This is a genomic window from Curtobacterium sp. TXMA1 (assembly GCF_020162095.1).
Taxonomy (GTDB): domain Bacteria; phylum Actinomycetota; class Actinomycetes; order Actinomycetales; family Microbacteriaceae; genus Curtobacterium.
In genome coordinates, this window is sequence record NZ_CP083910.1 from 14987 (window position 1) to 36039 (window position 21053).

General features: G+C 71.0%; 22 protein-coding genes and 1 tRNA gene. 9 read left to right on the forward strand and 14 right to left on the reverse strand.

Annotation, left to right across the window (positions count from 1 at the left end):
* Window positions 1-69: 69 nt before the first annotated feature.
* A complete protein-coding gene (locus tag LCG91_RS00075; RefSeq protein ID WP_058748789.1) occupies window positions 70-714 on the forward strand; it encodes an anthranilate synthase component II in 645 nt (214 codons plus the stop codon).
* A gap of 225 nt (window positions 715-939) precedes the next feature.
* Here LCG91_RS00075 and pknB read toward each other — a convergent pair whose 3' ends face one another.
* From pknB to LCG91_RS00110, 7 genes are all read right to left on the reverse strand, one after another.
* Window positions 940-2763, reverse strand: coding sequence for a Stk1 family PASTA domain-containing Ser/Thr kinase (gene pknB, locus LCG91_RS00080; RefSeq protein ID WP_224442056.1), 1824 nt, complete (start codon window positions 2761-2763; stop codon window positions 940-942).
* Window positions 2764-2893: 130 nt separating this feature from the next.
* Window positions 2894-4615: a protein kinase domain-containing protein gene (locus LCG91_RS00085; RefSeq protein ID WP_224442057.1), complete on the reverse strand. Its 1722-nt coding sequence runs from the start codon at window positions 4613-4615 to the stop codon at window positions 2894-2896.
* Window positions 4612-6066, reverse strand: coding sequence for a peptidoglycan D,D-transpeptidase FtsI family protein (locus LCG91_RS00090; RefSeq protein ID WP_224442058.1), 1455 nt, complete (start codon window positions 6064-6066; stop codon window positions 4612-4614). Before LCG91_RS00090 ends, LCG91_RS00085 begins: the two co-directional genes overlap by 4 nt.
* Window positions 6063-7511 carry an FtsW/RodA/SpoVE family cell cycle protein gene (locus LCG91_RS00095; protein ID WP_058728325.1) on the reverse strand — a complete coding sequence of 483 codons (1449 nt, stop codon included), beginning with the start codon at window positions 7509-7511 and terminating at the stop codon, window positions 6063-6065. Before LCG91_RS00095 ends, LCG91_RS00090 begins: the two co-directional genes overlap by 4 nt.
* Window positions 7511-8875, reverse strand: coding sequence for a Stp1/IreP family PP2C-type Ser/Thr phosphatase (locus LCG91_RS00100; protein ID WP_058728324.1), 1365 nt, complete (start codon window positions 8873-8875; stop codon window positions 7511-7513). Before LCG91_RS00100 ends, LCG91_RS00095 begins: the two co-directional genes overlap by 1 nt.
* Window positions 8876-8882: 7 nt before the next feature.
* The gene (locus LCG91_RS00105) at window positions 8883-9449 is read right to left on the reverse strand and encodes an FHA domain-containing protein (RefSeq protein WP_058748791.1); all 567 of its coding nucleotides are present in this window, start codon (window positions 9447-9449) and stop codon (window positions 8883-8885) included.
* Window positions 9446-10126 carry an FhaA domain-containing protein gene (locus tag LCG91_RS00110; protein ID WP_058728322.1) on the reverse strand — a complete coding sequence of 227 codons (681 nt, stop codon included), beginning with the start codon at window positions 10124-10126 and terminating at the stop codon, window positions 9446-9448. The genes LCG91_RS00105 and LCG91_RS00110 overlap by 4 nt, the downstream gene beginning before the upstream one ends.
* Before the next feature lie 110 nt (window positions 10127-10236).
* On the opposite strand from LCG91_RS00110, the gene LCG91_RS00115 reads away from it, so the two are divergent.
* Window positions 10237-10323, forward strand: a tRNA-Leu gene (locus LCG91_RS00115).
* 205 nt (window positions 10324-10528) lie between these two features.
* Here LCG91_RS00115 and LCG91_RS00120 read toward each other — a convergent pair.
* The 3 genes from LCG91_RS00120 to LCG91_RS00130 form a co-directional block, all read right to left on the reverse strand.
* A complete protein-coding gene (locus LCG91_RS00120; protein ID WP_058748792.1) occupies window positions 10529-11200 on the reverse strand; it encodes a response regulator in 672 nt (223 codons plus the stop codon).
* On the reverse strand, window positions 11197-12513 hold the full coding sequence (locus LCG91_RS00125) for a sensor histidine kinase (protein ID WP_058728320.1): 1317 nt from the start codon (window positions 12511-12513) through the stop codon (window positions 11197-11199). Before LCG91_RS00125 ends, LCG91_RS00120 begins: the two co-directional genes overlap by 4 nt.
* Window positions 12514-12719: 206 nt before the next feature.
* Window positions 12720-13403 (reverse strand): SDR family oxidoreductase, encoded by a 684-nt coding sequence (locus tag LCG91_RS00130; RefSeq protein WP_224442059.1) that lies wholly within the window; start codon window positions 13401-13403, stop codon window positions 12720-12722.
* Window positions 13404-13674: 271 nt separating this feature from the next.
* Between LCG91_RS00130 and LCG91_RS00135 the strand changes: the two genes are divergently transcribed.
* Together LCG91_RS00135 and LCG91_RS00140 are read left to right on the forward strand one after the other, a co-directional pair.
* Window positions 13675-14400 carry an SDR family oxidoreductase gene (locus LCG91_RS00135; protein WP_224442060.1) on the forward strand — a complete coding sequence of 242 codons (726 nt, stop codon included), beginning with the start codon at window positions 13675-13677 and terminating at the stop codon, window positions 14398-14400.
* Between the two features lie 38 nt (window positions 14401-14438).
* The gene (locus tag LCG91_RS00140) at window positions 14439-15320 is read left to right on the forward strand and encodes a manganese catalase family protein (protein WP_058728317.1); all 882 of its coding nucleotides are present in this window, start codon (window positions 14439-14441) and stop codon (window positions 15318-15320) included.
* Window positions 15321-15419: 99 nt separating this feature from the next.
* On the opposite strand, the gene LCG91_RS00145 is transcribed toward LCG91_RS00140, so the two are convergent.
* From LCG91_RS00145 to LCG91_RS00155, 3 genes are all read right to left on the reverse strand, one after another.
* The gene (locus LCG91_RS00145) at window positions 15420-15734 is read right to left on the reverse strand and encodes a hypothetical protein (protein WP_224442061.1); all 315 of its coding nucleotides are present in this window, start codon (window positions 15732-15734) and stop codon (window positions 15420-15422) included.
* Between the two features lie 14 nt (window positions 15735-15748).
* Window positions 15749-16192, reverse strand: a complete 444-nt coding sequence (locus LCG91_RS00150; RefSeq protein WP_058728361.1) for an Hsp20/alpha crystallin family protein — start codon at window positions 16190-16192, stop codon at window positions 15749-15751.
* 134 nt (window positions 16193-16326) lie between these two features.
* Window positions 16327-16797, reverse strand: a complete 471-nt coding sequence (locus tag LCG91_RS00155) for a MarR family winged helix-turn-helix transcriptional regulator (protein ID WP_224442062.1) — start codon at window positions 16795-16797, stop codon at window positions 16327-16329.
* A 63-nt stretch (window positions 16798-16860) separates the two neighbouring features.
* Between LCG91_RS00155 and LCG91_RS00160 the strand changes: the two genes are divergently transcribed.
* The gene (locus tag LCG91_RS00160; protein ID WP_058728315.1) at window positions 16861-17388 is read left to right on the forward strand and encodes a phenolic acid decarboxylase; all 528 of its coding nucleotides are present in this window, start codon (window positions 16861-16863) and stop codon (window positions 17386-17388) included.
* Window positions 17388-18179 carry an alpha/beta hydrolase gene (locus tag LCG91_RS00165; RefSeq protein WP_224442063.1) on the forward strand — a complete coding sequence of 264 codons (792 nt, stop codon included), beginning with the start codon at window positions 17388-17390 and terminating at the stop codon, window positions 18177-18179. Before LCG91_RS00160 ends, LCG91_RS00165 begins: the two co-directional genes overlap by 1 nt.
* 131 nt (window positions 18180-18310) lie before the next feature.
* Here LCG91_RS00165 and mgrA read toward each other — a convergent pair whose 3' ends face one another.
* Window positions 18311-19354 carry an L-glyceraldehyde 3-phosphate reductase gene (mgrA, locus tag LCG91_RS00170; RefSeq protein ID WP_058728313.1) on the reverse strand — a complete coding sequence of 348 codons (1044 nt, stop codon included), beginning with the start codon at window positions 19352-19354 and terminating at the stop codon, window positions 18311-18313.
* A 141-nt stretch (window positions 19355-19495) separates the two neighbouring features.
* Between mgrA and LCG91_RS00175 the strand changes: the two genes are divergently transcribed.
* From LCG91_RS00175 to LCG91_RS00185, 3 genes are all read left to right on the forward strand, one after another.
* On the forward strand, window positions 19496-19678 hold the full coding sequence (locus LCG91_RS00175) for a hypothetical protein (RefSeq protein WP_058728312.1): 183 nt from the start codon (window positions 19496-19498) through the stop codon (window positions 19676-19678).
* Window positions 19679-19725: 47 nt separating this feature from the next.
* Complete coding sequence (locus LCG91_RS00180; protein ID WP_058728311.1) at window positions 19726-20283, forward strand: MarR family winged helix-turn-helix transcriptional regulator; 558 nt, start codon at window positions 19726-19728, stop codon at window positions 20281-20283.
* A 66-nt stretch (window positions 20284-20349) separates the two neighbouring features.
* Window positions 20350-20967, forward strand: coding sequence for a TetR/AcrR family transcriptional regulator (locus LCG91_RS00185; RefSeq protein ID WP_058728310.1), 618 nt, complete (start codon window positions 20350-20352; stop codon window positions 20965-20967).
* The last annotated feature ends 86 nt before the right edge of the window (window positions 20968-21053 follow it).

The window sequence follows — 21053 nt, forward strand, 5'->3', positions numbered from 1 at the left end:
CCGTGACCACGTCTGTGGGAAGACCCTCAGCAGCCCGCGCACATCCCCCACGAGTACGGTGATCCGACCATGACCAAGATCCTCGTCGTCGACAACTACGACAGCTTCGTCTACACGCTCAACGGTTACCTCCAGCAGCTCGGTGCGGACACCGACGTCGTGCGCAACGACGCATTCCCCGAGGCCGAGATCGCCGAACGCATCGCCGACTACGACGGTGTGCTGCTGTCCCCGGGGCCGGGTACTCCGGCGGATGCGGGCGTCTCGATCCCCACCGTCAGGGCCGCGATCGACGCTGAGACCCCACTGCTCGGGGTCTGCCTGGGGCACCAGGCCATCGCCGAGGCGCTCGGCGCGACGGTGACCCACGCCGAGGAGCTCATGCACGGCAAGACGTCGCAGGTCGACCACGACGACAGCGTGCTCTTCACGGGCGTCCCGCACCCGTTCACGGCCACGCGGTACCACTCCCTCGCGATCGTCGACGGCACGGTGCCGGACGAGCTGACCGTGACGGCGCGGACCGGCGGCGGCGTGATCATGGGCGTCGAGCACCGCGACCACCCCGTGTACGGCGTGCAGTTCCACCCCGAGTCCGTCCTGACCGAGGGCGGGTACCGGATGGTCGGCAACTGGCTCGAGACCACGGGTCTGGTCGGTGCTGCCGAGCGGGCGGCGGCGCTCAACCCGCTGATCGCCGAACACCGTTCCTGACGCTGCCGGGCGGGCGTGTACCGCCCCGCACCGGACGCTGCCGGCGCTGACCGGCGCCCTGCCGCCAGCACGGTCCGGCCGACGCTGCCCGTCTCCGGATGCTGCCCGTCGTTCGGGACGTTCCGTCCCTCGACGCGACCGGCGGGGCGGATCGTGCCGCGTGCCTCCAGGCCGGTGGACGGAGACGGGCCCGCGGACCGAGGACCGCCGCCGTTGCGGACCGGGCTACTGCCCGCTGTCCCCGTTGCCGACGCTCCCGGTGCCGCCACCCTGGGCCGGAGCAGCCGGAGCAGCCGGCGCGGACGGCGCCTGCGACGGACGCTGCGCCGAGGCCGCGCAGTAGGTCAGCGTGATCGTGCTGCCCTGCGCGACGTCACCCTTCGGCGCGCTCTGCTGCACGACGATGCTCCCGGTGCACGTGTACGTCGGGGACGCGACCACGTCGAGCCCGAGGTTCGCCAGCGCCTCGTTGGCGGCGCTGATCGGCTGCTGCGTGACGTCCGGCAGCTGCACCTTGCCGTTGGAGACCGTCAGGTTCACGACGGAACCCTTCGTCAACTGCGTCGCGCTCCCGGGATCGGTGCTGATCACCGTGCCCTCGGGTACGTCGTTCGAGTAGCCGCTGTTGATCGCGCCCACCGCGAAGCCGGCGTCCTTCAGGGACTGTTCGGCAGCGTCCTGCGTCTGGTTCGCGACGTCCGGCACGGCGACCTGCTCCGGCCCGAGCGACACGACGACCCTGATGCTCTGCTTGCGCGCCACGTTCGTGCCGGACCCCGGTTCGGTCCGGATCACCGTGTCCTTCGCGACGTCGTCGGAGTTCTCACCGACCTCGACGGCACTGAGCTCGCGCTTCTCGAGTTCGGTGCGCGCCGAGTCCCACGTGGCACCGACGACGTTCGGCACGGACACCGACGACGACACCGGAGCCTTGCCCGGCTGCAGGTTCGCGACGAAGAACACGACGCCCGCGATCACAGCGGCGGTCAGGATGATGCCGAGCCAGATCCACGCGACCGGCGGGCGGTTCTGCGTGCGCTGGGGGCGGTGGTCGGCAGCGTCGTCGTCGAGCTCACGGAACGCGACCGCGGGGTTCGAGGTGGTGCGGGGGTTGACCCCGAAGAGCATCGTCGACGCGTCGTGCGCGGCGTCCTGCTGCAGCGTCCGCGTGGACACCGGGACCTTCCCGGCAGCGGCCTGCTGCAGGTCGGTCCGGAAGTCCGCCGCGGTCTGGAAGCGGCGCGTGCGGTCCTTGACCAGGGCGTGCAGCGTGACGGCGTCGAGCGCCGGGGACACCTCGGGGGCGAGCGTCGACGGCGCGGCCGGCTGCTCGCTGACGTGCTGGTAGGCCACGGCGACCGGCGAGTCACCGACGAAGGGCGGGCGGCCGGTCAGGAGCTCGAAGAGCAGCACGCCCGTGGAGTACAGGTCGGTCCGTGCGTCGACGGTCTCACCGCGGGCCTGCTCCGGGGAGAAGTACGACGCGGTACCGAGGATCGACGTCGTCTGCGCGACGGTGGCGGACGTGTCGGTGATGGCCCGGGCGATGCCGAAGTCCATGACCTTGACCTGGCCACCGTGCGTCACCATGACGTTCGCGGGCTTGATGTCGCGGTGCACGACGCCGGCGCGGTGCGAGTACTCGAGGGCGGTGAGGATCCCCTCGGTGATGCGGACGGCCTCTGCCGGGTCGAGCGGGCCGTCGTCGAGCACGTCGGACAGGGCACGACCGTCGACGTGCTCCATGACGATGTAGGGCACCTGGACCTGGGCGCCGGAGGCTTCGGTGACCGTCTCCTCGCCCGCGTCGTAGACACGCACGATCGTCGGGTGCGCCATGCGGGCGGCGGCCTGGGCCTCCTGCCGGAAGCGGATCCGGAACGTCGGGTCCGTCGCGAGGCTCGGCTTGAGGAGCTTCACCGCGACCTTGCGACCGAGTCGCGTGTCGGTCCCCACGTGCACCGTCGCCATGCCCCCGCGACCGATGGCTTCACCGATCTCGTAGCGGTTGGCGAGGAGCGTGATCCCCGCGGTCACACCTTCTGGCACGTACTCCTCCGAATGTCCGTCCGGGCAAGTGTACGGCAGGGGTTCCTGCCCGAACGCTGACGACGGGGGCTGCCGACGAACCGTTACACAACGGTGTCGACAGCCCCCGTTCGGGTGGCGATCGGTCCTGCTAGGGAGCCCGGGTCGGCGTGGCCGACGGCGTCTCCGTCGGCGTCGGCGTGGCCTGCTCCCACGTCGCGGTCGCCGCGTCGGAGGCCTCGGAGGCGGCGAGCGAGCCGCACGTGACCGTGTAGGAGAACGAGACCGGGGCACCCACGGCGTCCGCCTGGATCGTGACGGCCGTCGAGCTGGTGTCACCCGAGGTCGCCCCCGAGGCGTCCTTGCCGCCCGAGACGGTCCAGCTGTACTTCGACACCGTGTACCCGTCCGGGCAGGTCGCGGCGGACCAGCTGAAGGTGACCTGGCCGGACTCCGAGACCGTTCCGGCGTTCGGGGTGTTCGGCTTGTTGGCCGTCGGCGGGGTCGTGTACTGGGTGATCGTGACGAGCGTCCCCTCGACCACGCTGCCGGTCGGCGTGATGTCCGCGACCGTCTCGGCCTGCTGCGCCGTGGGTGCGGGGCTGCCGTCCTGCACGGTGACCTCGAAGCCGCGGCCCTCGAGCTCGCCCCGGACCTCGTCGGCGTTCCGGCCCACGTAGTCGCTCTTGTTCAGGAAGACCCGGGTCGTCGTGGGGGTCGGCGTCGGCGTGGACCGGGTCGGCGCCGGCGACGAGGACGTCGGTGCCGGCGTCGGCTCGTCCGAGCCGCCGCCGAGTGCGAACGCCGCGATGACGCCGCCGATCAGGAGCACCGCGAGCACGCCGACGAGCCACCAGATCCAGGCGCGCTTCTTCTTCGGCTCGTCGTCCTCCGGGGCCGCCGGCGACCGCGGGGTGCCGGGCGGGCCCGCGACCGCACCGGCCTGCGTCCCGATCAGCGCGGTCGCCGCGTCGTCCCCGGGGCGCTGCGGCGGGTTGAACGCGACGGTACCTGCGCCACCGACAGCGGGGACGGCGACGGTCGCGGCGGCGACGTCCCCGCGCCGCAGCGCCTGCGCCGCACGAGCGAGGTTCGCCGCGGTCGCCGGACGGTCCGCGGGCTTCTTCGCGATGCAGGACAGCACGAGCGCCGACACGGGCTCGGGCACGTCGCCGGGCAGCGCGGGCGGCTGTTCGTTGATGTGCGCCATCGCGATGGCGACCTGGGACTCGCCGGTGAACGGTCGACGCCCGGCCAGGCACTCGTACGCGACGATGCCGAGCGAGTAGATGTCGGTCGACGGCGAGGCCGGGTGGCCGCTCGCCTGCTCCGGGGACAGGTACTGGACGGTGCCCATCACCTGGCCGGTCGCGGTGAGCGGGACCTGGTCGGCGATGCGCGCGATGCCGAAGTCGGTGATCTTCACGCGGCCGTCGGGCGTGATGAGCAGGTTGCCCGGCTTGATGTCGCGGTGCACCAGGCCGACGGCGTGTGCGGCCTGCAGGGCGTTCGCGGTCTGGGCGACGATGTCGAGCACCTTGTCGACGGGCAGCGTGTGCTCCCGTTCGATCATGGTGGACAGCGCCTCGCCCGGGACGAGCTCCATGACGAGGTAGGCGCTGCCGTCCTCTTCCCCGTAGTCGAAGACGTTGGCGATGCCCTCGTGGTTGACGAGCGCGGCGTGCCGGGCCTCTGCGCGGAAGCGCTCCAGGAAGCCCGGGTCACCGAGGTACTCGTCCTTCAGGATCTTGAGTGCGACGGTCCGGCCGATGACGAGGTCGGTCGCCTGCCACACCTCGCCCATGCCGCCGATCGCGACACGGGAGGAGAGCTGGTACCGCCCACCGAAAGTGAGTCCGCTGGTGGGTCTCATTTGTTCAGCACCGCCTCCATGACCTTCTTCGCGACCGGAGCCGCGACCGTGTTGCCGACGCCGGACTGCCCGAGTCCGCCACCGTTCCCGACGACGACCGCAACGGCCACCTCCGGGTCCTTCGCCGGGGCGAACCCCGTGAACCACAGCGTGTACGGGTCGCCCGTACCGCCTTCCGCCGTGCCCGTCTTGCCCGCGACGTCGACTCCGTCGATCTTGGCATTGGTGCCGGTCCCGCCGCTGACGACGCTCTGCATCGCCTCGGTCAGGTCGGCGGCCTCGGAGCCGGACAGCGGGTCGCTGTACTGCTTCGGCGAGAACGACTCGACGGTCTTCAGGTCGCTCGTCGTGATCGAGTCGACGAGTGACGGCTGCATGACCTTCCCGCCGTTCGCGATCCCCGCGGACACCATCGCCATCTGCAGCGGCGACACCCGCACGCTGGCCTGGCCGAAGGCGCTCAGCATGAGCTGCGCGGTCGAGTCCACCTCGGGGTACTGGCTCGCGGTCGCGCGCATCGGCACCTCGATGGCGTCGCCGAACCCGTACTCGTCCGCCACGGACTTGATCGTGTCGTAGCCGAGCTTCTGACCGAGTTCGGCGAACGGGATGTTGCACGAGTACTGGATCGCCGTGCGGAGCTGCACGGTCTCGCCACCACCGCAGGAGCCGCCCTCGGCGTTGCTGATGTACGTGCTCGTCCCCGGGAGCTGCAGGCGGGAGGGGTTCGGGAACTCGGAGTCGAGCGTGTACTTGCCGTCCTTCAGCGCGGCGGACGCGACGACGAGCTTGAAGACCGAGCCCGGCGTGTACAGGTCGCCGCCGATCGCGCGGTTCTGCAGCGGGGTCGGGGTCTGCTGGAGCAGGGCGTCGTACTGCTGCTTCACCTGCGCGGTGTCGTGCGACGTCAGCGCGTTCGGGTCGTAGGCCGGCTTCGACACCATCGCGAGGATCTTGCCGGTCGACGGCTGGATCGCGACGACGGCGCCGCTGTTCTCGCCGAGGGCGTCGTACGCGGCCTGCTGCACGGCGGGGTCGATGGTCAGGTTGACGTTGTCGCCCTGGACGTCCTGGCCGGTGAGGATCGCGTTGAGGTTCTGGAAGAACGACGCGTCGGAGTTGCCGGAGAGCACGGCGTTCTCGGCGCTCTCGATGCCGGTGTTGCCCTGGCCGATCGTGAAGTAGCCGGTCACGGCGGAGTACAGCGCACCGTTGGTGTACTTGCGCTGGTACTGGTACTGGTCGTCCGACGGGGTGGACTCGGCGATCGGGCTGCCGTCGACGAGGATGGCGCCGCGCTTGGTCGAGTAGCTGTCGAGGATCGTGCGGGAGTTCCGCGAGTCGGCCCGCAGGGAGTCGGCCGCGAAGAACTGGATGGACGTCGTCGACACGAAGAGCGCGACGAACATGAGCACGATGACGGTCGAGACGCCGCGGAGCTGTCGGTTCACCGGGAGCGCTCCTTCCTGGTCGTCGCGCCGCGTCCGGAACGGCCGCGGGCGGCGGGCACCGCGCCCTGCTGGACGCGCTGTTCGGCGGGGATCGAGTCGGTCAGTCGCAGCAGCATCGCCGCGATGATCCAGTTCGCGATGAGCGACGACCCACCGGCGGCCATGAAGGGTGTCGTCAGGCCGGTCACGGGGATGATCCGGGTGATGCCGCCGACGACGACGAAGACCTGCAGCGCGATGATGAAGCCGAAGCCGACGCCGAGCAGCTTGCCGAAGTCGTCCTGCGCCATGAAGGCAACTCGGAGGCCCCGGGACGCCAGGACGATGAACAGGGCGAGGATCGCGAAGACGCCGATCAGGCCGAGTTCCTCGCCGAGCGACGCGACGATGTAGTCCGCGTTGGCGACGGGCGTGATGTAGGGGCGACCCTGGCCGAGACCGGTACCGGTGATCCCACCGTTCGCGAAGCCGAACAGACCCTGCACGAGCTGGTAGCTGCCCTGCGTCTGGCGGTCGAAGATCTCCTGGTTGAACGGGTCGAGCCACTGCTCGAAGCGCCCGCGCACGTAGACCAGCACCGACTGCGCGACGAGGGCACCGCCGATGAACAGCCCGAGGCCGATGACGACCCAGCCGAGCCGGGCGGTCGCGACGTAGATCATCACGAGGAACAGGCCGAAGTACAGCAGCGCGGTGCCGAGGTCGCGCTGGAAGACGAGGACGGCCATCGCCGACGCCCACATCACCAGGATCGGGCCGAGGTCGCGGGCGCGCGGGAACGTCATGCCCGCGAACTTCTTGCCGACGATCGACAGGGAGTCCCTCGCGGTGACGAGGTACCCGGCGAAGAACAGCGCCATGGTGATCTTCGCGAGCTCGCCGGGCTGGAACGAGAACGGACCGATGCGGATCCACACCCGGGCGCCGCCGATGTTCTCCCCGATGCCGGGCAGCATCGGCAGGAGCAGCAGCGCGATGGTCGCGAACATGAAGATGTAGCGGTAGCGCTGCAGGAAGCGGTGGTTGCGGACCACGACGACGGTGATGGTCGCCAGGACCATCGCGAGCATCGTCCAGACGATCTGCTTGACCCCGATGGCGTCCCAGCCGGTCAGGCCGTTGTGCACGTCGATGCGGTAGATCTCGGCGATGCCGATGCCGTTCAGCACCAGCGCGATCGGCAGCACGAACGGGTCGGCGTGCTTCGCGACGACCCGGAGCACGACGTGCATGACGAGTGCGAGCCCGAGGATCCCGCCACCGACCCAGAGCACCCCGGTGTCGAAGATCCGGCCCTTGGTACCGAGCTGCACGAGCACCATCGCGCCGGCACAGATGCCGCACGCGATGACGAGGAGCACCAGCTCGAGGTTGCGGGCACGGGCCGGCTCACGCAGCTTGATCGTGATCGCCTGCGTGAAGGACTGCGCGGTCGCGGTGCTCATCAGGTGGCTCCCGGGCTGTCGGACGGCGAGGCGTCGTCCGTCGGCGATGCCGATCCGCTCGGGGTGGGCGACGGCGACGAGCCGGTGTCGCCGCCCGTGCCCGCCTGGTCCTGACCCGTCTCGGCGGCCTTCCGCAGCCGGTCCACGATGTCGCGTGCGTCCGACAGGGACGTGGCGTTGATCGTCGACCGGACGTTCTCGCGGGTGTAGTCCGGCAGCGAGGAGACCGCGATGTCGGTGTCCTCGTAGACGTCCGACAGTGCGATCGGGCCGATCGACTGCTGCACGCCCTGGTAGATGGCGACGGTGCCGCGGTCGGTGCCGACGTAGTAGTGGGCCTGGGTGATCCGCCAGCCCAGGAACACCGCGCCGACCAGCGCCGCGACGGCGACGACGAGCGCGATCGACCACGCCACGCGGCGCCGGATGCGGCGCCGGCGGTCCTCGGCGATCAGCTCGGCGAAGTACTGGTCGGACTCCGGCTCGAAGTGGGAGTCCTCGGGCACGGAGCTCACCTTGAGCGGGTGGAGCAGGATCGTGGGGAGGCGGATCGGCTTGCGGCCGGTCGACGCCTCGAAGGTCAGCGGGGCTGCGGCGGAACCGACGGTGGTCGCTGCTGCGTCGTCGTCCTCGGGTTCCGTGTCGGTGACGTCCATCACGACGACGGTCACGTTGTCGGGAGCTCCGTGGTCGAGGGTCTCCTTGACCAGGCGCTGCGTCACCTGGTTGGCGTCCATGTTGGAGGCCAGCGCGTGCCGGATCCGTTCCTCGGCCAGGTACGACGACAGACCGTCCGAGCACAGGAGCCATCGGTCACCCGTCCGGATGTCCATGACGGCGGTGTCGACCTCGGGCGCGGCGTCGACGTCGCCGAGCACGCGCATGAGCACGGAGCGCCGGGGGTGCACCGCTGCCTCTTCGGGCGTGATGCGTCCGCTGTCGACGAGGCGCTGCACGAAGGTGTGGTCCGAGGTGATCTGCTGCAGTTCGCCGTCGCGCATGCGGTAGATGCGCGAGTCGCCGATGTGGGCGATCGCGATCTGCTCGCCGACCCGGATGAGCGCGGACACCGTGGTGCCCATGCCGGTGAGCTCCTGGTGCTCGAAGACCGTCTCGGTGATGAGCTGGTTCGCGGCGATGAGCGCGGACTGCAGGGCGAACTCGGCGTCGTGCGCCGACGGGAACTCGCGGTCGACCTCGCGGATGCGTCGGATGGCGATGGCCGAGGCGACGTCACCACCGGCGTGCCCGCCCATGCCGTCCGCGACCGCGAACAGGTGGGTGCCGGCGTAGCCGGAGTCCTGGTTGTTGGCACGGATGCGCCCCACGTGGGACACAGCGGCGCTCAGCGTGCGAGCCGTCATGTCCCGGCTACCGCCGCAGCTCGAACGTCGTCGTCCCGATCGTGATCGGCGTCCGTTCCGCGACGGTGACGGGTCCGGTCACCTTCTGACCGTTGACGAAGGTGCCGTTCGTGGACTCGAGGTCGGACAGGACCCAGCCCTCGCCGCGGAGGTCGAGGCGGGCGTGGTGCGTCGAGGTGTAGTCGTCGCGGATGACGACGTTCGACTCGCTGGAGCGACCGATCGTGATCGGACCACCCCCGAGGGGCATCTCCATGCCCTCGCGTGAGCCCTCGGTGATGACGAGGCGCGTCGCGACGGGTTGCTGCACGGCGCCGGCCTGCTGCTGCGTCGGTCCCGACGGCTGGCCGATCAGCTCGGTGAAGGCACCCGGTGCGGCTGCGGCGGGAGCAGCGGCCGCGGGGACGGCCGGGGTCGTCGGTGACGACGCTCCGGCCTTCGGGTCGGTCGGGATGGTGCGGACGCGCTGGCCGAACAGGTCGCTCCGCAGCGCGAAGACGATGACGAACACGAACAGCCACAGCACCGCGAGGAAGGCGAAGCGCAGGACGAGCAGGGTCAGGCCCGTGGTCATCGTGCACCTCCGTCGTTCTCCGGGATCACCCGGAACACCATACGGGTACGACCGATCTCGATGGTGGAGTCCGGCTCGACGATCGCCTGCTGGAAGCGCTCGCCGTTCAGCTTCGACCCGTTCGTGGACCCGAGGTCGTTGGCCTGGGCGTGCTTGCCGTCCCAGATGACCTCGACGTGCTTCCGGCTCGTCCCGGTGTCGGCGACGGTGATGTCCGCGTCGGTGCCGCGCCCGATGACCGTGCGCCCGCGGTGCAGCCGGTGGCGCTGCGACCCGATGTCGAGCACGGCCACCCAGGCCACGTCCCGCTGGACCGTCGAGGAGTCGATCTGCAGGATCCCGGTGGACAGCGTGCCGTCCTGCTGCAGGGTGATCGAGACCGGCCCGGAGAACGAGTAGTTCTGCGCCACGGCGTGCTGCTGCACCATCTGCGACAGCTCGTCGATGAGCGGTCGACCGATGTCCGCCATGCGCGTGTGGTCCGGCGGGGCGAGGCGCACCGTGAACTCGTTGGGGACGAGGATCCGCTCACGCGAGACCACGGCGGCCTTCGTGTCGAGCTCCCGCCGCAGGGCGCTGGAGATCTCGACGGGCTGCACGCCGGAGCGGAAGGTCTTCGCGAAGGCACCGTTGACGGCGCGCTCCAACCCTCGCTCGAAGCTGTCCAAGAGGCCCATGTGTCTCCGTGTTCGTCGGTCAGGGACCACTGCATGGTAGTGGGTGGCGCTCCTGCCCGTCTGTGCGTGGTCACGGGCACCCTCCGACGCGTGCTAGTGTTGCCGGGCTGGCGCGAGTGGCGGAATTGGTAGACGCGCACGGTTCAGGTCCGTGTGCTGGAAACGGCGTGGGGGTTCAAGTCCCCCCTCGCGCACCAGGTGAGAGAAGGCCTCCGGAGGAATCCGGGGGCCTTCTCGCGTTCCCACCGTCGAGTGGTTGCGGGCCGGCCGGCAGACACTGGTCGCCGCCGCCGCGCGCCGGAGCCAGCCCCGTGTCGGCCGGGAGGCGCGGATCACCGCCGCCACGCGCCTCCGGGCCGTCCCGCAGTCGGCGCACGCGACGCAACCGGCGCGCACGTCGGCCTACGCCTCGCGGGCGCCCGCCAGACCGTGGTCGTGCGCGTACACGACGAGCTGCACCCGGTCCCGGAGGGCGAGCTTGCCGAGGATGCTCGAGATCTGCGTCTTGACGGTCGACTCGGTCACGAACTCCTTCGCCGCGATCTCCGCGTTCGACAGCCCGCGCGACGCCCAGCCGAACACGATGCGCTCCCGGTCGGTCAGGGCCTGGAACGCCTCGGGCTGCGGGGCGGGCGCACGGTCGACGTCGGTACCGAACAGCTGCGACAGGTCGTTCGGTGCGATCACGGAGCTGCCCTCGTGCACGGCGCGGACGGCCGCGAACAGGAAGGGCGGCGTGGTGTCCTTGAGCAGGAAGCCGCTGGCGCCGAGCCGGATCGCCGTTGCGGCCGCGGGGTCGAGGCCGAACGTCGTCAGCACCACCACGCGGGGGAGCGGCCCCGGGAACGTGCCGGAGAACAGGTGACGAACGGTCTCGACGCCGTCCATCCCCGCCATCCGCATGTCCAGGAGCACGACGTCGGGGCGGAGGTCGCGGACGCGGTCGAGGGCCTCGGCGCCGTCGGACGCCTCGCCGACCACCTGCATGTCGGACTGCGCGTCGAGCACCACGCGCAGTCCCGCGCGGAAGAGTGCCTGGTCGTCGACGAGCAGGATGCGGATCGGGTCGGTCATCGAGTGGTCCCCCCTCGGACGTCGAACGGGATGCGGGCGCGCGCGACGAACACGGCGTCCAGCACGGCGGCGTCGAAGGACCCGCCGATCGTGGTGAGTCGGGTCTGCATGCCGGTGAGGCCCCGTCCCGAGCCCCGGGTCGACGAGACCGTCGGCTGCTCGCCGGTCACCGGAGCCCGGGTGGGCACGGCGCCGGTCGCCGCTGCGGCGAGCTCCTCGAGCCCGAGGCCTGCACCGACGGGCAGTGCCCTCGACGGGACGGCGTTCTCGACCTCGAGCACGAGGTCGGCAGACCGCCAGGTCTCCCGGACCTCGACGGCGCCGCCGGGTGCCCCGTGCCGGAGCGCGTTCGTGAGCATCTCCTGCAGGACCCGGCGGGCAGCGGTGCCGTGCACCGCGCCGAGCGGCCGGGCGACCCCGCGGACGGCGTGCTCCACGTCGACCCCCGCGTCGCGGATGCCGCGGACGATCTCCTCGAAGGAGGTCGGGTCGTTCGCGGTGTCCGAGCCGTCGATGTGCCCGAGCACCTGCCGCACCTCGACCAGGGAGCTGCGGGCGGTGCTGGCGATGGTGGCGCTGACCTCGCGGATGCGGGCCTCGTCGTCGAGGAAGGGGACCGAATCCGCCTGCGCGATGATGACCGCGAGCGAGTGGCCGACGACGTCGTGCACGTCGCGGGCGATGTCGGCGCGGATGCGTTCGGCCTCGGCCTCGTCGACTGCGCGCGTGGCGACGGCCTCGGCGCGGTTGGCCACGGCCTCCGCCCGGCTGGCCGCCGCCTCGGCGTCGGCTCGGCGGACGGCCTCGGCGTTCTGCGACCGGACGGCCCGTCCGGCGAGCCCGGCGGCCCAGACGGAGAGCAGCACGAGCGCGGGCGCGACGAGCACGAGCACGACCTGGTCGCGCGGCCCGTTCAGCAGCAGGGCGTACCGGTAACCGGTGGTGGAGAGGTACATCGACGCTGAGGCTCCCGCCACCACGGCGAGCAGGCCGGCGAGCACCGCCTCGAACCGCGTCCCGACGACGGCGACGGTGCCGATGACGACGGCGATGGCGAGGTCGACCAGCGACGGCCGTTCGCCGCCCGCCACCTGCACGAGGCCGAGCGCGACGGTGGCGACCATCGCCGAGCTCGGGGAGGTGCGCCGGAGGGCGATCGCGACGCAGGCGACCGCGACGGCGAGGGGGCTGGCGTGTTCGAGTTCGAGGTCGATCGGCGCGGCGAACAGCAGCGCCGCGCACCCGGCCAGGACGAGGTCGACGACGATCGACCGGCCCCGCACGGGCCGGATGAACGTCCGCCGGTCCGTCACGGTTCGATCATCGCACGACGGGTGGTCACGGCATCGGGGACATCGCGACGAGGGCCACCGCGGTGACGACGACGATCGCGGCGCAGGTGGCGAGGGTGGCGATCACGTGCTTGGTCGAGCTCTCCATGCCACCGAGCCTGACGGGTGACCCCGTCGTCGGGCATCGTCCGGCGGGACGAACGGGGTCGTCCTGCAGGACGAACCCGTCAGATCGTCAGTTGTCCCAGCACCTTGTGTGCGATCGACACCGACTCGCCGCTCACGACCGAGCGCGGGGACGACAGGAACGCCACGAGGTCGGCGATCTGCTGCGGGCTGGACTCGCCGCCGGTGCCGGGCTGCACCGCGGCGGACGGCTCGTCCGTGACCCGGCCGGGGTTGACGACGTTCACGGCGACGCCTGTGCCCGCGTACTGGTCGGCGAGGTTCCCGGCGATGATGCTCGTCGCCGCGTTCCGCAGCGAGGTCGTCACGTTGCCGGACAGGTACGCGTTCTGCCCGCTCACGACCACCACGCGACCCCGGCGCGCCTCGCGCTGCACCGGGAGCACGGCGTTCGCGACCCGGAGGAAGCCGAGGGCCTTGCCGTCGATCGCGGCGGCGACCTGCTCGGGGTCGGACGCGCGGTCGGGGTCGAGCGTGCCCGCAGCCGGGGCCGCGGTGACGACGAGCACGTCGATGCGTCCGTGCTGGTCGAGCACCCGGGCGACCGCGGCGTCGACCGACTCCTGCGACGCGGTGTCCATCGCCACGGCGTCGTCGCCGACGGCGCTCCGCGAGGCGACGACGACCCGGGCGCCCTCGCGCCGAAGGGTCTCGGCGACGGCGGAGCCGATGGTCCCCCGTCCGCCGACGACGAGGGCGACACGGTCACGCAGTTCGAGGTCCATGACGCACACGCTAGGCCGCTCGGCACGCCCCGTCCGCGTGATCCGGTCAGCCCGACCGCGTGATCCGTCCACCCCGGACGTGCGCTCAGTCACCGACGCCGACCGTCGTGAGCGGACCGGCCGCGAGCGGTCCGACCGCGCACTGCGACGACAGGGAGTCACATGACCGACCAGCAGCAGCCCCCCGGGCAGCGACCAGGACCTGACGCCGACGGCGGACCACGGCGAGCAGTCGTACCGCGGATCCGGCAAGCTCACCGGCAAGCGGGCCGTGATCACCGGTGGTGACAGCGGCATCGGCAAGGCCGTCGCGATCGCGTTCGCCCGCGAGGGAGCGGACGTGCTCATCAGCTACCTCCCGCAGGAGGAGGACGACGCGCAGGACACGAAGCGCTGGGTCGAGGGGGCGGGCCGGAAGGCCGTGCTGCTCCCCGGCGACGTCAGCGACCCCGCATACTGCCGACAGGTCATCGCCACGGCGGTCGAGGAACTCGGCGGCCTGGACGTCCTCGTGAACAACGCCGCGTACCAGATGACCCACGAGACCATCGAGGAGATCAGCGACGAGGAGTGGGACCACACCCTCGCCACGAACCTCAGCGCCTACTTCCACCTGGTGAAGGCGGCGCTGCCGCACCTCGGCCCGGGATCGTCGATCATCGGTTCCAGCTCGGTGAACTCCGACAACCCGAAGCCGGACCTCGCCCCGTACGACGTCACGAAGGCGGGCGTCGCGAACCTGTCGGCCGCACTCGCGCAGCTGCTCGGGGAGCGCGGCATCCGCGTCAACAGCGTCGCCCCCGGCCCGATCTGGACGCCGCTCATCCCCTCGACCATGCCCCCGGAGGAGGTCGAGCAGTTCGGCAAGCAGTCGCCCCTCGGCCGCCCGGGGCAGCCGGCGGAGCTGGCACCCGTCTACGTGCTGCTCGCCAGCGACGACGGCAGCTACGTGTCCGGCGCCCGTGTCGCGGTGACCGGCGGCACACCGATCCTCTGACCGACCACCGACCACCACCAGCGAGACAGGAGAACGAGTTGTACTTCCACAAGCAAGAGCTCCAGTTCAAGGCCACCCCCGACAAGCCGGACGCGGTGTACGCGCGCAAGTTGCAGGAGGTGCTCGGCGGTCAGTACGGCGAGATCTCCGTCGCGCTGCAGTACCAGTTCCAGGCCTGGAACATGCACATCCCGGGCAAGTACCGCGACATGGTGTTCGGCATCGGCGCCGAGGAGATGGGCCACGTCGAGATGCTCGCGACGATGATCGCGCAGCTGCTCGAGAAGAGCCCGCTCGGCATCACCGAGGATGCGCTCCAGGACGACCCGACCGTCGCGGCGATCGTCGGCGGCACCGACGTGCAGCACGCGATCGTCGCGGGGGCGGGTGCCCGTCCCGTCGACAGCAACGGGAACCCGTGGCAGGGCTCCTACATCACCGCCTCCGGCAACCTGCTCGCGGACTTCACGGCAAACGAGAACGCCGAGATGCAGGGGCGTGTCCAGGCGGCCCGGCTGTACCACATGACCGACGACCACGGCGTGCGGGACCTGCTCTCGTTCCTGATCGCCCGCGACACCATGCACCAGAACATGTGGGCGACCGCCGCGGCGGAACTCCGGGAGAAGGGCGTCGAAGGGTTCCCCGTGCCCAGCAACTTCCCGCAGTCGAAGGAGAACCAGGAGGTCAACTACCAGTACCTCAACTTCTCCGACGGCAAGGCGGCCGCGGACGGTCCGTGGGCGAGCGGCCCGTCGTTCGACGGCAAGGGCGAGTACTCGTACCACGACGGACCGACGACGTCGGTGCCGATGCCGCCGCCCACGCACCCGGACGTCCGGCTCTACGGCACCACGGAGCTGCCGAACGTGGTCGAGAAGACCGCCGGCCTGGTGCAGGACACGCTCAACAAGGAGTGACGGTCGCGCCGGTCGTGTGTCGGTGACGGGACGCGACGGCAGACGGGAGGCCCGGTGCCGGCTGGCACCGGGCCTCCCGTCCGCCAGGTGGTCAGGTCGTCACCTGTCCGCGCCGACCGTCGCCAGCGCGGCCGTGTCGTCGTCGTGCGGCGCGCGCATCGGCTCGAAGATGCCGGAGTACAGGCGCACCGCGCTCCAGAGCGCGATGCACGCGACCGTCCCGGCCACGGCGGCGACCCAGGGCACGATCGCCACGTCGGTCCACGCCCGTGGGGCGAGCACCCAGGTGAGGAAGCTGCCCACGGTGCTGCCGCCGGCGCCCAACAGGGCGGCGGTGCGGCGGTCGAGGCTCGTGGCGACGAGGGCCGCGGTCACGACCACCACGGCGAGGAGTGCGTTGAGGACTGTCGTCACCGGCGCCCTCCGGACTACTCGGCGGAACCGCTGCCGACCGCGAGGTGCTGCGCACCGCCGCCGGTGGTGACGTCGATCCTGCGCGGCTTCGCGGACTCCTTGACCGGGATCGTGACGCTCAGCACGCCGTTGTCGTAGGCGGCGCTGATGCGTGCCGTGTCCAGGTGGTCACCGAGTGTGAGCTGCCGGACGAACGTGCCCGGCTGGCGCTCGCGGGTGAGCCACTGGGAGCCCTCCGGAGCGCCGAGCGTGCGCTCCGCGCGGATGGTCAGCACGGAACCGTCGACGTCCACGTCGACCGAACCGGGGTCGACGCCCGGCAGGTCGACGTCGAGGACGTAGTGGTCACCCGTGCGGTACAGGTCCATCGGCATGGAGCGGGGAGCACCGGCCCCGGCCCCGAGCAGGGAGCCGGCGAGTCGGTCGAGCTCGCGGAACGGGTCGAACTGCATCGTCATCGAGATCAACTCCTTCGTGGTCTTCGTTGAGTCCCCTCGACTCAACTGCCACTCGTTCTAGCACTCTCCCCTCGGGAGTGCCAAAAGAGCGCTCAGAACCAGCTGAGAACGCGGGGATCGACGGCGATCAGCAGTCAGTGGTCCGCGCGGTGCGTGATCTCGCGGTGCAGGTGCTCGAGCGCCGGGAGTGCGCCGGCCAGCGCAGCACGGTCCTCGGGAGCGAGCCGTCCGAGTGCCTCGACGAGCACTGTGGTCGACGCCTCGTCGTACGCCGCGAGTCGCTCCTCGGCCAGGGATGTCAGGCGGAGCTCGGTCCGACGACCGTCACCGGCGGCGAGGCGCCGCTCGACGAGTCCGGCGGACTCCATCGCCGACACGAGGTTGCTCACCGTCGAGCGGGCGAGTCCGAGGCGGCCGGCGAGGGTGGAGGGTGTGGTCGTCCCCGCCGCGAGTGCGCGCATCACCTCGACCTGTGCGTCGGGGATGTCCGGCAGGTCGGCGACCTCGCGCGACGTCCGGAGCAGGGCGCGGCGGAACGGTCCGATGCGGTCGCTCAGCCTGCGCGCGACCTGTGTCGTGCCGTCCGACCCGTCCGTACCCTGCACACACGGCAACCTAGCAGCGAGGACTGTTTGCAACAAAACCAGTTCGGGAGCAAACTCGAACGCATGAGCACGCAGACGTCCGTCGAACACCCCGAACCGCCCCAGGACCTCACCGGCATCGTCGGCCACCGGTTCGTCTACACCTACGCCAACGGCTGGCAGTACGAGATGTACGTCAAGAACGCGACGACCATCGACTACCGCATCCACACCGGTCACGTCGGCGGCCGCTGGGTGAAGGACCAGACGGTCGACCTCGTCGCCCTGGCCGCTGGCGTCTACAAGGTGTCGTGGAACGAGCCGACCGGCACCAGCGTCGTCGTCAACGTCATCCCCGAGCAGCGCGTCCTGCACGGCACGATCTTCTTCCCGCGGTGGATCGAGCTCGACGGGTCGAAGACCGTCCTCTTCCAGAACGACCACCTGGACGAGATGCAGCGCTTCCGCGACGAGGGCCCGACCTACCCGATCTACGTCGTCCCCGAGTTCGCGCACATCACCCTGTTCGAGCACGTCGGCGAGGACGACGAGTCCGTGATCGACACCGCCCCCGGCGACCTGCCGGCCGGCTGGGCGGACCGGACGAACTGATGGCCACCGTGCCGCTGCGGGGCGTCGATCCCCGCACGACGCCGATCACGCTCGACCACGAGGGCCGCACGGTCCGCGGCTGGCAGTGGGAGCCGCAGGACGGCGCCGCCGACGACGCTCCCGTCGTGCTGCTCGTGCACGGCTTCAGCGACAGCGCGCTCGGCGGGCACCAGCTCTTCGTGCAGACCGCACGACACCTGGTCGCGCGCGGGGCCGTCGTCCGCAGCCACGACCGACTGGGCCAGGGCGTCAGCGACGGGGAGTTCGCGGACATCACGATCCGCGACGAGGTCGAGCAGGTCGTCGCGATGATCCACGCTGCCGACCGTGGGCAGGGCGTGCACGTCGTCGCGCACAGCCTCGGTGCGGTGGAGTCGGCGCTCGCCGCGGCGCGGGAGCCCTCGCACGTCCGGACGCTCACGCTGTGGTCGCCCGCCGGGGTCGTCGTGGACGACATCACGAAGCACGACGAGATCCAGGGGCAGCCGCTCGTCCCGGTCCGGGAGCGCGGGTGGTTCGACTTCGGCGGGATGCCCCTCGGCGGCGCGTTCATCGCCGACGTCCAGGACGGGCTCGACGTCTACGGTCCGGTGTCCGGCTACACCGGTCCCGCCGACGTCGTGCACGGCACCGAGGACGCGATCGTGCCGGTGTCGTACGGTCGCCGCTACGCCGAGCTGCTGCCCGGAGCGCGGCTGACGGTCGTCGACGGCGCGGACCACGGCTGGTCGTCGGTGCCGTTCCGCGAGCGGCTCCTGTCGCTGCTCGACGAGCGGCTCGGCCTGGCCTGACCGTCCTCTCCTGTCCGTCCGGAGGGCAGGACGGCCCGCGGGTTTCCGCAAGACGCAACGTGGGCGGCCGTTCGCAGGGTTCTACCGCTGCGAGCACTCGCCCACGTTGCGTTTCGCGAAGGGGTCCGGGGTCAGCTCACCTGACCGGAGCGGGCGCCCGACCACAGGTCGACGTCGAGCACCCCGACCGAGTGCTCGTCGATGCGACGGAGCTCGTCGTCCGTGAAGGACAGGTTGCCGAGCGCCGCGACGTTCTGCTCGAGCTGCTCGACGCGCGACGCCCCGATGACGAGCGAGGTCACCCGCTCGTCGCGCAGCGCCCACGCGAGCGCGAGCTGCGCGAGGCTCTGGCCGCGCTCGGACGCGATGTCGTCCAACGCCCGCAGGTGTCCGACGACCTCGTCCGTCAGGGTGCCGGCGTCGAGGGACTTGCCGGCGGCAGCGCGCGAGTCCTCCGGCACGCCGTCCAGGTAGCGCCCGGTGAGCAGCCCCTGTGCGAGCGCGGTGAAGCCGATCACGCCGAAGCCCAGCTCGCCGGCCGCGTCGAGGAGCCCCTCGTCCTCGATCCAGCGGTTGAGCATCGAGTACGAGGGCTGGTGGATGAGGAGTGGCGTACCGAGGTCGCGCAGGATCTCCACGGCCTGCCGGGAGCGCTCGGCGTCGTAGGACGAGATCCCGACGTAGAGTGCCTTGCCCTGCTGCACGGCGGTGTGGAGCGCACCCATCGTCTCCTCGAGCGGCGTCGAGGCGTCGAGGCGGTGCGAGTAGAAGACGTCGACGTAGTCCAGACCCATCCGCTCGAGCGACTGGTCGAGCGAGGCGAGGACGTACTTCCGCGACCCACCGCCCTGCCCGTACGGCCCGGGCCACATGTCCCACCCGGCCTTCGTCGAGATCACCATCTCGTCGCGGTACGGGCGGAAGTCCTCGCGCATGAGGCGGCCGAAGTTCACCTCGGCGGCGCCGTAGGGCGGGCCGTAGTTGTTGGCGAGGTCGTGGTGGGTGATGCCGAGGTCGAACGCCCGGCGACTGATCGCCCGCTGCGTCTCGAACGGCTTGTCGTCGCCGAAGTTGTGCCAGTAGCCCAGCGAGAGCAGTGGCAGGTCGAGGCCCGATCGGCCGGTCCGGCGGTAGGGCATGGAGTCGTAGCGGTCGTCCGCGGCGGTGTAGGCCATGGTTCCCATCCTGGCCCCGCCCGGTCGGGTGCCGCGCGAACCGTACAGAACGCGAAAGGTTCGTTGCACTGATCGTTCGCGTCGTGAAACAGTTCCCTCGTCCGACCAGGACGGCAGCGACGCAGGAAGGCGGGACCACCCATGCACAGCACGTACACCGGGATGCCACGGTCGTCACGGCTCTCCGCGACCCACACACGGGTCGGGCTCACCGACCCGGCCGTCATCGACGCCTACGTGTCGCGCCGCATCCAGGACCCCTCACTCCTGTCGTCGCGCAGCGAGCCGTCGTACGCTGACTTCTTCACGGCGCCCACCGCGTAGCCACCCGCTCCGACCGGATCCGCCCGACAGAGAGACACCACCCGCCGATGCCCCTGACCGTCGTCCGCCGCGAGCACGTCCACCTCTACGCCCGGGAGCCACGGTCGAAGGCTGCGAAGGTCGCCGTCGACGCGCTCCTGAAGCTGCAGCACGCCGAGGAGCAGCAGCTCGAACAGGCCCGAGCGGAGAGCGGGCTGACCAAGAACGAGTTCCTGACCGTGCGGTACATGCTGCAGGCGCACCGGGACGGACGGGCGATGGGGCCGAAGGACCTCGCCGTCATGCTCAACGTCTCGAACGCATCCGTCACGAAGATCGTCGACGGGCTCGTGGCGAAGGGCGACATCGTCCGCGTGCCGCACCCCACCGACCGTCGGGCCCAGGTGCTCGAGCCGACGGTGCAGGCCGCCGAGAAGATCGACTCGTCGTACGCCCGGTTCCACGAGGCCGTCGTGGGTGTCATGGACCACCTGTCGAGCGAGGACAACGAGGTGCTCGCGCGCTGCCTCTCCCAGATCACCGACGCGCTCGCCGACGGCACGCCCGCGCCGGTCGACGAGTACACGGTCGACCCCGACGGTGCCCCGGAGCCGAACGACTCCTGACGGCGACCACGTCCGTCGCGGCCACTGCGGGGTGGCGCGAAAACCTTCCAGCGGTAAGTTGGAGGGATGACGCACGAGGTCGACGACGACGGCGCGACCCCGCCCCGACGCGGTGGGTACCGCAAGGGCGCCGAGCGCCGTGCGCAGATCCTCGACGAGATGATCCGCATGGTCGCCGCGCAGGGCGTCGACGCGTCCTCGTTGCGGTCGGTCGCCGACGCGCTCGGGATCACCCACGCGGCACTGCGGCACTACTTCCCGAGCCGCGACGAACTGCTGCTCGCCGTCTACCGCGAGCACGAGGTCCGCGAGCAGGACGCCCCGGACCGCATGCGGTCGGCGATCGGTGACATGCGGGAGAGCGCCTCGCGGAACCGCGAGGTCCCCGGACTCGTGCAGCTCTACACGACCCTCGCCGCCGACGCGGTGCAGGAGGGGCACCCGGCCACCCGCGACTTCATGCGCGAGCGGTTCAGCCGACTCCGCGCCGACCTCGCCGAGCTGATCGCCGCGGACCAGGCGGCCGGTCGGATCCGTGCGGACCTCGATCCCGTCGACCTGGCGAGTCTCGGCATCGCCGCGTCCGACGGCCTGCAGGTGCAGTGGCTGCTCGACCCCGACGCGGTCGACGGCGAGCGGGTGCTCCGCCTGCTCGAGTCGATCATCCCCGCCGCGGACGACTGACGCCCGTCCCGGCGACGCGACCACGGTCCCGGACCGGACACGGGTCGGACGGGAGGCGCGGTGCGGGCGCGCCACGGGCCTCCCGT